We start from the raw sequence: 10,965 nt of genomic DNA on the forward strand, positions 1-10,965 counted from the left end.
ATTTATTCCTCTTTTGCCAATTGGCATTGTAAGGGGTGACCAGCCTCATCAGCTAACTTATGTACTTCCTCTACTTTTGTGCGTGCAATGTCTAATGAATACACTCCGCAAACAGCAGATCCTTCCGTATGTGCTTTCCACATGATTTGACGAGATTCTTCCATTGATTTCCGAAAAACAACTGCTAATACATAAACTACAAATTCTTGAGGTGTATAATCATCATTGATTAAAATCACTTTAAACCGATTTGGTTTTTTTAATTGTTTTTTCTGTTTTTCTTTTTCTAATAATTCAACGTTAAAATCGGTATAAGACTTTCTGTTGGTTTCAGACATTACCCCTCCCTCAGAGCTTTGATAGGTGAATGTGCATTATATGCTTCAATATTCTCCCTTTCCATTTTAATCTCTTTTTCTAAATAGGATTCAATAGCACTTCTACCTTCTTCATTGTAAATGAAATGGGAACTGAACATAGGAACCGTTTCATACCCTCTTAGGAATTTATGTTCCCCTTGAGCCCCTGCTTCTACTCTTTCCATTTTATGTTCAATCGCATAATCAATCAATCGGTAATAACAACATTCAAAATGTAAATTGGGTACGTGTTCCAAGGCACCCCAATACCTTCCATACAAAAATCCATCACGGTATAAATTCCAAGTCCCACCAACTGGATCTCCATTTGGTTTAGAAGCAAGAACGAGGAGTAATCTATGGCGAAAGGTTTCCACCATCTTTAAAAAGAACTTTCGGTTTAAGTAAGCCTGTCCCCATTTTTTACTGTGAGTATCTTGGTAAAACTCATAAAAGAGATTTGCATGTTCTTCCTGAATGAGTTCACCCGTAAGTGTTTGGATTTGCAGCCCTGTTTCCGAGATTTTTTTACGTTCACTGCGAATGGTCTTACGCCTTTCTTTGACCAAGGTTGAGAGAAATTCTTCAAAATTGGAAAAACCACGATTGAACCAATGGTATTGATGAGACAACCGAGGATGAAACCCAGTGTTCTGAGAAACGGTTTGTTCTTCGTCCTTACAAAATAAAATATGAATCGAAGAAACCCCTTCTCGTTCTCCAAATACCTTTAATGCCATAAAGAGACTCTGCCCTATCGATTCTTTTTGCACATGAGCCAGTTCTGGGTGGAACAAGATCCGAGATCCTGTCACAGGAGTAAAGGGAACAGCAATTGTGAGTTTGGGGTAATAAGGAATGCCTGCCCTGTGAAATGCATTGGCCCATTGGAAATCAAAGATATATTCCCCATAAGAGTCTTTACGCAAATAACTGGGTATAAGCCCTAGAAGTTTTCCTTCTAACCTGGCAGAAACAATAACCGGTTTCCAATCTGATTTCCCAATGCACCCTGTTTCTTCCAATCCAGACAAAAATTCAAATTCTTGGAAGAGGGAATCGGAAGGAACCAGTTCATTCCACTCTTCCTTTTTGAACTCAAAAAAACTATGAGAAATCTCTATCTTAATTGTTTCATCCACTCAAATAATTAGACTCTAATGGGTTTCTTCTTGTTTTAATTGTTTTTTCCGAATGTGTTCAATAAGCCTTACCAAACTTGGATTTTCTGGGTCAAGTTCGAGAGCGGAACTGAGGATATTTTCAGCTCTCCCATAATTTTTATCCGCTAAGTAGGTTTGTCCCAAATTGATTAGGTTTTTGACATGATTTGGATCACGGAGTCGAACTCTTTCCCCAAAATCAATGGCAGTCTTGATATCAGCCACTTTCCTTGCACAAAATGCAGTGATGTACATAATCTCAGTATCCATAGGACGAAGTAAACTATAGTCCTTGGCCATTTTTTTAGCATTCCCATAGTCCTTCAGTTTTAAATACAATTGGATAAACTTCTTTTTGATTTCTGGAATGTTTTCCTCTAAAGAATGTGCTTTTTCTAAATAGGTAACTGCCTCCTGCAGATCAGAAGAGTCACTTGCTTCTTTGGCTTTCGCCAACAAAGATTGGATTTCCCTTAACTTATCTTTTTCAATTTTGTAACGTTCTTTTTCTTCAATGAAAGAGACACGTAACATCGATAAGTCGTCAGTCAACGCTCCAAATTTCGCCATTTCATCATAAATTAAATCAAGTTCCCCTTTCCCTGCTTCCACCATTTTAAGAAATAGTTTCTCATCTTCATTGATGACACGTTTACCATCCTGAGTATGAGAAATTAATAAATCATCACGCCCATCAGAACCGGCGATGAGGATATCACCTGCTTCCAACTGGAATGTTTTGATGTATAAATTCCCTTGGACACCTGATGTTCCCAATTTTCGAAACATCAATTCGTTTTCGATAAAACTGGCGATTCCGTCTCGATACAATACAATCCACGGGTGTTCAGCATTGATAAAATAAAGTAATCCTGTTTCGTTGTCTATCACACCTAATACAAGTGATACAAGCATAGAACCATCAAAACCTTCAAAAATTTTGTGAAGTTCCAAAAATGTATTTTTGATCCATCGTTCTGGATATGTATTTCTCGCTTCACTTAAAAGTTGTGTCCTTGTGATAATGGATTCAAATACCGATCCAAGTACAAGTGCCCCCCCTGCACCTTGCATCGATTTACCCATTGCATCTGCATTTAAGAATACAGTGTAAGAACGATTGTTGAGTACAATTTGATTGGCTATATTGAGGTCACCACCTATCTCCTTTTCATACTGTTTGAATGTGAATTTTTTCTTTTGTTCTAATAAAAAATCCACACGTACATTTTGGTGTTTTGCATGATTGGTATGAAATGGTTGTAATAATAGAGATGTTAAAAAATAGTCTCCATCCTGCTGGTGTTTTAAGGACTGAACTTCCTTTAACGTATTCTCTAATTCTTTAGTCCGTTCTTGTACTTTTTCTTCCAATTGTTCAGCATATTGTTGTAATTTTTTACGAGCAGCTTGGATCGAACGCACCATCCGGTTAAACGACCTCGCCATAAAACCAATATCGTCCTCAACATGCACTGTTAAGCGGTATTCCAAATTACCAGAGTTAACTTCCGTTAACCCTTCAATGATCTGTTCCACTGGCCGAATGAGAGCAATGAGAAAGAACAATCGATATCCGAAAATCACAAGTACCGCAAGGGCCAGTAAACCAATGATCCAAGGTAAAGTCACTTCATGTTGAAAACTTCTGTAATCAGTATATGGATAACCAACTTCATGAACAATTTCATTTTTTTTATCTACAATCAGATAACTTACATAAAAAGAAAAATTAGGATTCTTAGAATCAAACTTCACTTGTCCACGATAGTTTCTTTCACCATGGTTTGGCATGGGAGAAAACATTTGGTCTAAGGTTTTGAATTTTAGTTCTTCTGATCGATTGGAAGAGAGAATTTTCCTTGCCTCAGCATAAAATCCAGAGAGTGCCCCCTCTTCGTTTTTCACAAGTCCAGATGCTTTTTCTGTAAAATTGGAAACAGGAATTTCTCTCAGTTTATTTCGGGTGTATAAAATCTTACGTTTTTCTGATTCAATTTCTGAAATTAACTCTTTCGGAGAAGTGATTCGATCCTCATTTAGAAATCGTTTGATTTCGTTCGAATAACCGTTACTTGTTTCTGGTAATTGGAGTAATAGTTCATTTACTTTTGATTTCCAATTTTCAATTTTCTCAAACGATAGGATCATCTCCAAGGCCCAAACATTGTAAAACTCAGCTTCGTATTCGTTTGGTTCTAATTTTGTTTCTTCTAATCCTTTGTGTGTGACAAAGGATCTGTTTTGGATATCATAGGAATAATGGAAACTAGGGACTTGGTCTGTTTCCAAACCTGCAATGTAATTTTTGGCTCTTGCCGTATGCACCAAATCATAATTAGATTCTGTTTGTTGGATCACAGAATAAGCAACCAATTGTAAAATTAACAAAAACGAAGCTAACGAGATACCAATGATTCTTGATAAAATCGTTGTTTTGTCTTTTGTATTATTGATATAAACAACATTGGCGACAAATAAACCAACTACCAAAACAAGGTCCGTTATCGTTTGGTAAAGTCCCCTACCAATCGCTCCATCTCTTGACAATACATTTAAAAAACCAGGAATCATTGTAATGAGAACAAAGGAAATCAGAATGCTAATCAAAGTGAACTTTGACTCTTTTGGCATCTTGAATAATTGAAGGATGGCAACAATGGTAAAGGAAACAAAAAAGACTAAAACGATTACAGCATATGCCTTATAAAAAATAGGAACCGGGAAATCCCAATAATGGCCACTGAAAAAAAACAATCTCCCAGCAGACAAACTGATGAAGACAAAAAATGCAGTCACAAGTACGACCACACTACTTAAGATCCAAAAGATGTATTTTTTAAGTCTTGGAAAATATATTTCAGGGTAACTTAAGAAAAATCCAGTTAGATAAACAGAACCTGCCATAGCACCAATGATGACAAACCATCGCATATACGCTGATGCTGGGCCCATAAAAGAAAAGTTGATCAAGTACCCAAAGTGAAATAAACCCAGCCAAAGTGTGCCCATTCCTAAGTTGTAAGTGGCTTCCGATTTCTCTTTCACCGTTAGAAATAATTGTGCATTGTAAAAAGTAAAAATCACTCCGACGAGAGAGCCGAAAGTATAAAAATCAAACGCTATGTTTCCCCAAGAATCCATGGATGAAAACCCTAACATATATCCAAATCATGTCAACTTCGTATTTGATTTCCCAAACATTTGGTAAAGGAAGTATAAAAAAACAACCAAAAGGATGCCAATAATGGTACGATTGTAGTACGATAGTATAACAATGATTTGGTTCCAATTCGAACCAAGGAAACTACCACCGAATAAAAGTAAACCACACCATAACGAAACGGCAATGGAATAGAGGATTACAAATTTAATGATGTTCATTTTGGACATTCCCGCGACGATCGAAACAAAAAATCGAATCCCTGCCGAGAACCTAGAAAGTAAAACCACTACATTTTCGTATTTCCGAAACCATACCAAAGTCTTATGCAAACTTTCCTCATGGTATAGTTTCGATAAAAAAGGAATCCTTGTTCGTTTCAGAAATTTCAAAAACGATTCCCCAAAATAATACATCACGAGTCCCCCAAAAAGATTCCCTAAAAAAGTAGCGATGACAACGGAAACAAAGGAGACGGGTGAATTGGGTGCAGAGGATATAAAACCCGAAAAGACTGTGATTGTATCACCAGGCCAGGGTGGGAAAATATTCTCCAGAAAGTTCGAAAAACAGAAAAAACCCCAAAGGAAAAGCGGTGGTAATTCGAGAATTTCTTTCATTATGGCTTCGAATGGGATGGATTCTAACACAAGAAGAAGGATAAACCTTTCTTGGGATAGGCAACAAAGATTTTAAAAAATGAATGGAAGGAATCAATACTAGGACATTTGCTTTCCCTAATGCTTCGATTTTTCCTCTTTTCACTCCTTGTGTTTTGGCAATGTACTCCGAACAAACAAACGGAGACTTACCGGTTTGACCAAATCATCGTAACAAAATTCCCGACAAACCCTCCACCTGCTTTCCCACAGTCTTTTTTTCCAGAAAAATCTACCTTTCTTCAATCGAGTGAATTCAAAACAAGTCACATCCACACAAAAGAAGCTTTTTTACTTTTGGAAACTCCCAAGTCATGGGAAGAAATCCAAAAACGCATTGATTACCGAGTGAACCAAGGGGATTGGAAACTCATTGAAAAAAATGTGAATGAAACCGAAGTTTCCTATCTTTTGGAAGGGTTTATTAAAAAGTCATTATCGATTTATTTTACTAAAAATGAAACTAACAACCAAATTCGTTTTTACTTTAAAAAACACTCTACCTATTAATCATGAATTGGATCAAAAATAAAAACGAAACTATCGTCTACATTCTATTAGCTGGGATTTTTCTCGCTACCTGTTTTACATTGTTTTTTGTATTCAAACCATTTTTATGGTCTAGTTTTTTAGCTTTATTGTTTTATTTAACCACGCGAAAACTTCACAAACGATTAAGGAATGTATTGGGTGTCAAATTTCATGGCCTTTCTCCTTATATCATGGTCATGCTCATGCTCGCTTGTGTTTTTATACCTTCTTATTTAATTGTATCAACGCTCATCCGTGAATCTTTAAATTTAGTCAGTTATGTAAGAAACCAACTCACAGAAGAATCGATTGTATCTCTATTACTCAATAGTCCAATGTTGACTGACTTTTTTACCGAGAATGAATTTTTTTGGATCAAACTACCAATTCTTTACCGTGAATATGTGGGACAACACATGGACATTCTCAACCTAGATTCTATTTATAGTTTACTAAAAAATTCTTCTGGTTTTTTACTTGGGTCTTTTGAAGTTCCTGGAGCAATCATATTCAATGGATTTTTTACATTCATATTACTCTTCTTTCTCTACAAGGAAGGGAGCAGACTGGAACATGGATTGTTTTTACTTTTACCTTTCCCCACAGAAATTGAAGAAAGGTTAGGACGTAGGATCGAAGAAGCGATTCGAACCGTAATGATGGGAAATTTATTCATCTCACTTTTACAAGGTGCTTTGATTTATTTTCTCTTACTTTTTACATCTGTATCAAATAAGTTTCTACTTTCAAGTATCGCCACTATTTTTTCACTCATACCAGTAGTTGGAACATCAGTCGTTTGGTTTCCCATTGGACTTTATATTGGACTTGTCCAAGAGAATTGGACAGGAAGTATACTCTTCATGATTGCAGGTGGGGCAAGTTATCTCATTTTAGAAAATTTTGTAAAACCAAAAATGTTAGATAAAAAACTAAAAATACATCCATTTTTAATTTTCCTTTCCCTGATTGGCGGATTACAAGAGTTTGGTGTTGCAGGGATCATCATTGGACCTATGGCGTTAACACTCGTGATTATCCTTTGGGATTTTTGGAAAATTTTTCGAGAAACTCGATTCCAAACAACGTAAATGGAAACAGCTGATTCTTCCCTTTCTGTTAGTGAAGTCAATCGCCGTATCAAGGCGAAATTACAAGACTCTCCCGAATTTAAAAACTTCTGGATCCGCGGAGAAATTTCGAATTTCAGCCAAACCAATAGTTCTGGTCACATGTATTTTTCCTTAAAAGATACAACAAGTGTGATCAAATGTGCGTTTTTTTCCTTCCAAGCCAAAAACTATAAAGGTACTCCATTACGAAATGGAATGGAAATCCTTGTATATGGTTCTGTTTCTGTTTATGAACCAGGTGGTTATTATAGTATCACAGTCCAAAAAATAGAAGAACTTGGCGAAGGTGATATCCTTCTTAAAATTGAAAAATTAAAAAAGTCATTAGCAGAAAAAGGGATCTTTGATGTTTCCCACAAACGGCCGTTACCTAAATTTCCGAAACGATTGGGGATTGTTACTTCACCAAAGGGAGCAGCCGTAGAAGACATCATTCGAATTGCAACAGATCTCAATCCTTCGATTCAAATTTTAGTATCACCATGCCTTGTCCAAGGAGACGGTGCCGAAAATTCAATCATTGAAGCGATTAAAGAAATTAACGATCCTAAATGGGAAGTAGATGTCATCATTGCAGGACGTGGTGGTGGATCTTTTGAGGACCTGATGGCTTTCAACCAAGAAGCGGTTGTGATGGCGTATTATCATTCTAGAATTCCCATCATCTCTGCTGTGGGACATGAAATTGACCGAGTGCTTACCGATTTAGCTGCAGATGCCACAACTCCAACACCCACTGCAGCAGCAAAATTAGCAATTCCCAATGTGTCTGATACTCTCATTCGTTTGGATGAAATGGAAGACCGATTGCGTTCTGCTCTGACTGGAGTGATACGGATTGGAAAAGAAAAGTGGTCAGGTGTAACAAGTAGAGTGGTTTTCCAAAATCCTAAAGCAGTGTTAGAACCTAGGCAAAACCATTTGGATGAACTATTAACAAAAATTTCTCTTCTTGGGAAAAACTACCTTGTCAAAAAACAAAGTGAATTTCAAAAATTTGATTCTTTCCAACAAAACTGGAAATCGTATTTGGAAAGAGTCCAAACAAAATACAAGCTCGCAGAACAACGATTAGATCACTTTTCTCCATTAGGAACACTTAAAAGAGGATACTCTGTACTCCGTAATTCAGATAAACAAGTGATCTCTTCCATTTCACAAATTAAGGAAAAAGAATCATTGGAAGTTTTTTTATTCGATGGAAAACTCCAAGTAGAAGTAAAAGAAATCAAATAGGACCAAACGATGGTAGAAAAAAAAACAATCAGTTTTGAAGAAGCAATCCGTGAATTGGAAGACATTGCGGAAAAATTAGAACGTGGAACCTTGTCTTTAGAAGATTCTATTAAGGCTTATGAACGTGGAATGGAACTGAAAAAAATCTGTTCAGAACGATTGGTGGATGCAGAAGCCAAAATTGAATTTTTAACCAAAGCTCCCAGCGGTGAAGTGGTGAAATCAACGGTGAAGAAAAAGAAGGAAGACACAACTTCTAATAAAGCGGAAGAAGATTTATTTTAAAGAATGAATTTCCAGACCATTTTTATTTTAGCTTACCTCCTTGTCACAATCGGGATTGGAGTGTATGCAGCAAAAAAAGTAAAAAATTCAAAAGACTTTATCCTTGCGGGTAGAAGTTTACCCTTACCCATTTCAACTGCAGCTTTATTTGCCACTTGGTTTGGAAGTGAAACCATCCTCGGTTCCTCCGTCGAATTTGCAAAGGGTGGATTTTTATCCGTCATCCAAGATCCGTTTGGTGGGGCCCTTTGTTTATTTTTACTTGGTTTGGTTTTTGCAAAATACCTATACCGAATGCAAATCCTAACCTTTGGTGATTTTTATAAAAACCGATATGGTAAAAAAATGGAATTCATTGCAGGCATTTGCCTGATCTTTTCCTATTTTGGTTGGGTAGCTGCGCAATTTGTAGCACTCGGAATAATGGTGCAAATTTTATTTGGGATCAACCAGTTTACTGCCATTGTCATTGGAGCATGTCTCGTTGTTTTTTATACTTACTTAGGTGGGATGTGGTCTGTTTCCTTAACCGATTTTTTCCAATCCATTTCCATCATCATTGGACTCGTCGTAGTGATCATTGAATTGAATGGTATTAAACCTATTTGGTCATCTATCTCAGAAAAACCAGATGGTTTTTTTCGATTTTTTCCTGAATCCAATTACCATGCTTGGACTTTGTACCTATCGGCTTGGATGGTTGTTGGTTTTGGCTCTTTACCCCAACAAGATATTTTCCAAAGAGTGATGTCTGCTAAATCAGAAAAGGTAGCCATTAGAGCATCTTATTTATCTTCCGTATTGTACTTGTTATTTGCGATGATCCCTCTTTTATTAGGTCTCCATGCAAAAAGTCTAATCCCAGATTTTGATTTAAATTCAGAAACAGGACAACTTCTAATCCCAACTATGATTTCTAAATTTTCCAACCCTTGGATTCAGGTTTTATTTTTTTCAGCACTCATTTCTGCTATTCTATCAACTGCATCAGGCGCCATCCTTGCTCCTTCTTCTATATTATCTGAGAATATTCTAAAATATGCATTTAATGACATGAACGATAAAAAGCTTTTATTACTCTCAAGAGTATCGGTTCTAATCATTGCAGGAATTTCATTTTTACTCGCGGTGGGAAAACCTTCGATTTATGCACTAGTCGAAGATTCGGGAGGAATCTCCCTTGTTACCCTATTCATTCCCATGGTATTTGGCTTATTAAGCAAAAGAGCAGATGAACGTTCCGCTCTTTTTTCTTTGATTGTTGGCATCGTTACATGGCTTATCTTAGAAGTGTATGGGGATGATATGACAAGCCATTTTTATGGAACAATCGCAAGTCTCATCGCCATTCTTTTAGGTATCTATTGTTTCCCTAAAAAAGAGAAATCTCAATTAACCACGTAAACACTTGTTTCATATCGACTCCCAAAGCTTTTGCCTGTTGTGGGATAAGGCTTGTGCCAGTCATTCCAGGTAAAGTATTTGTTTCCAAAACATAAGGAACACCATCAGCGATGATAAAATCAGTTCTGGAATAACCCTTACATCCTAAGATAACATGGCATTTTAAACTGTATTCTTGTAGTGTTTTAGTAATCTCATCACCTACGGGTGCAGGTGTGATTTCCTCACTTGCGCCTTTGGTGTATTTTGCTTCAAAATCAAAAAATTCTGACTTAGGCCTAATTTCAGTTGGAACAAGAGAAAATGCATTTCGTTTTTTTCCTTCTGGTTTTTCTAAAACACCAATCGATACTTCTGTTCCTGAAACCAATTTTTGAACAAGGACACGGTCTTCCGATACAAATATTTTATCAACGAGAGTAATTGCTTCTTCAGGCGTTTTAGCCATTCCTGTATTCACACTTGATCCACCTAACGTGGGCTTAATGAAGACTGGATAGGGAAATGGTAGATTTAATAGCACTTTTCTTGGATCAGACTGAACACGTTCAAGCTCACAAAAAGGTGCCACAGGGATTCCTATGGATTGGAAGAGTAAATTGGCTCTAAATTTATCCATCGCTAAGGCAGATGCAAGGACACCAGACCCAGTATGAGGAATGCCCATTGTATCCAAAAATCCTTGGATCCTACCATCTTCCCCAGCTCCTCCGTGTAATCCGAGGAAGGCGGAAGTAAACCCATGTTTCCCTAATTGACTAGGATCACTCGAGGATTCAATTTGATTTGTTTGGTTAAATTCTCGTGAAAATTCAATTTCGGATTTCCCCGTTGGGTCAGGGTAATTGGGTTCTGTTACCGTTGGGATCCAAAATTTTCCGCTCATATCAATGTAGATGGGGCATACGTCGTATTTTTCCCTATCAATTGTAGCGAATATAAAAGCAGAGGAACGGATGGAAATGATATGTTCTCCAGAGACCCCTCCGAAAAGTAATGCGATTTTTAATTTTGGCATGAAATCACTTGATT

At 36.9% G+C, this 10,965-nt stretch carries 10 protein-coding genes; 5 read left to right on the forward strand and 5 right to left on the reverse strand.

The window, feature by feature from the left end; translation table 11 throughout:
• Positions 1-2: 2 nt before the first annotated feature.
• From clpS to DI076_RS07000, 4 genes are read right to left on the reverse strand one after another with little or no spacing between them, the layout of a single operon-like run.
• Positions 3-338 (reverse strand): ATP-dependent Clp protease adapter ClpS, encoded by a 336-nt coding sequence (clpS, locus tag DI076_RS06985; RefSeq protein WP_108959228.1) that lies wholly within the window; start codon positions 336-338, stop codon positions 3-5.
• Positions 338-1,501: a GNAT family N-acetyltransferase gene (locus tag DI076_RS06990; RefSeq protein WP_108959229.1), complete on the reverse strand. Its 1,164-nt coding sequence runs from the start codon at positions 1,499-1,501 to the stop codon at positions 338-340. Before DI076_RS06990 ends, clpS begins: the two co-directional genes overlap by 1 nt.
• 15 nt (positions 1,502-1,516) lie before the next feature.
• Complete coding sequence (locus DI076_RS06995; protein WP_108959282.1) at positions 1,517-4,666, reverse strand: SpoIIE family protein phosphatase; 3,150 nt, start codon at positions 4,664-4,666, stop codon at positions 1,517-1,519.
• A gap of 27 nt (positions 4,667-4,693) precedes the next feature.
• On the reverse strand, positions 4,694-5,305 hold the full coding sequence (locus DI076_RS07000) for a DedA family protein (protein ID WP_167396512.1): 612 nt from the start codon (positions 5,303-5,305) through the stop codon (positions 4,694-4,696).
• Positions 5,306-5,425: 120 nt separating this feature from the next.
• Here DI076_RS07000 and DI076_RS07005 point away from each other — a divergent pair, with 120 nt between their 5' ends.
• The 5 genes from DI076_RS07005 to DI076_RS07025 are packed head-to-tail and all read left to right on the forward strand — an operon-like array spanning position 5,426 to position 9,933.
• Positions 5,426-5,854 (forward strand): hypothetical protein, encoded by a 429-nt coding sequence (locus tag DI076_RS07005; RefSeq protein WP_167396513.1) that lies wholly within the window; start codon positions 5,426-5,428, stop codon positions 5,852-5,854.
• A gap of 2 nt (positions 5,855-5,856) precedes the next feature.
• Positions 5,857-6,966: an AI-2E family transporter gene (locus DI076_RS07010; protein ID WP_108959232.1), complete on the forward strand. Its 1,110-nt coding sequence runs from the start codon at positions 5,857-5,859 to the stop codon at positions 6,964-6,966.
• Positions 6,967-8,244 (forward strand): exodeoxyribonuclease VII large subunit, encoded by a 1,278-nt coding sequence (gene xseA / locus DI076_RS07015; protein ID WP_108959233.1) that lies wholly within the window; start codon positions 6,967-6,969, stop codon positions 8,242-8,244. It begins immediately after the preceding gene.
• A gap of 9 nt (positions 8,245-8,253) precedes the next feature.
• Positions 8,254-8,529 (forward strand): exodeoxyribonuclease VII small subunit, encoded by a 276-nt coding sequence (locus tag DI076_RS07020; protein ID WP_108959234.1) that lies wholly within the window; start codon positions 8,254-8,256, stop codon positions 8,527-8,529.
• 3 nt (positions 8,530-8,532) lie between these two features.
• Positions 8,533-9,933, forward strand: a complete 1,401-nt coding sequence (locus DI076_RS07025; protein ID WP_108959235.1) for a high affinity choline transporter 1 — start codon at positions 8,533-8,535, stop codon at positions 9,931-9,933.
• Here DI076_RS07025 and DI076_RS07030 read toward each other — a convergent pair.
• Entirely contained in the window at positions 9,902-10,951 is a 1,050-nt protein-coding gene (locus DI076_RS07030; protein WP_108959236.1) for a D-alanine--D-alanine ligase, read from the reverse strand. The genes DI076_RS07025 and DI076_RS07030 overlap by 32 nt on opposite strands.
• Between the last annotated feature and the right edge of the window lie 14 nt (positions 10,952-10,965).

The sequence above is a fragment of the Leptospira ellinghausenii genome, from assembly GCF_003114815.1.
GTDB lineage: Bacteria > Spirochaetota > Leptospiria > Leptospirales > Leptospiraceae > Leptospira_A > Leptospira_A ellinghausenii.

Excerpts from the sequence above, each read along its gene's own strand:
- DI076_RS06995 (WP_108959282.1), bottom strand. The coding sequence starts at position 4,666 with ATGGATTCTTGGGGAAACATAGCGTTTGATTTTTATACTTTCGGCTCT.
- DI076_RS07005 (WP_167396513.1), top strand. The coding sequence starts at position 5,426 with ATGCTTCGATTTTTCCTCTTTTCACTCCTTGTGTTTTGGCAATGTACT.
- clpS (WP_108959228.1), bottom strand. The coding sequence starts at position 338 with ATGTCTGAAACCAACAGAAAGTCTTATACCGATTTTAACGTTGAATTA.
- DI076_RS07030 (WP_108959236.1), bottom strand. The coding sequence starts at position 10,951 with ATGCCAAAATTAAAAATCGCATTACTTTTCGGAGGGGTCTCTGGAGAA.
- DI076_RS07025 (WP_108959235.1), top strand. The coding sequence starts at position 8,533 with ATGAATTTCCAGACCATTTTTATTTTAGCTTACCTCCTTGTCACAATC.
- DI076_RS07010 (WP_108959232.1), top strand. The coding sequence starts at position 5,857 with ATGAATTGGATCAAAAATAAAAACGAAACTATCGTCTACATTCTATTA.
- DI076_RS07020 (WP_108959234.1), top strand. The coding sequence starts at position 8,254 with ATGGTAGAAAAAAAAACAATCAGTTTTGAAGAAGCAATCCGTGAATTG.
- DI076_RS07000 (WP_167396512.1), bottom strand. The coding sequence starts at position 5,305 with ATGAAAGAAATTCTCGAATTACCACCGCTTTTCCTTTGGGGTTTTTTC.
- xseA (WP_108959233.1), top strand. The coding sequence starts at position 6,967 with ATGGAAACAGCTGATTCTTCCCTTTCTGTTAGTGAAGTCAATCGCCGT.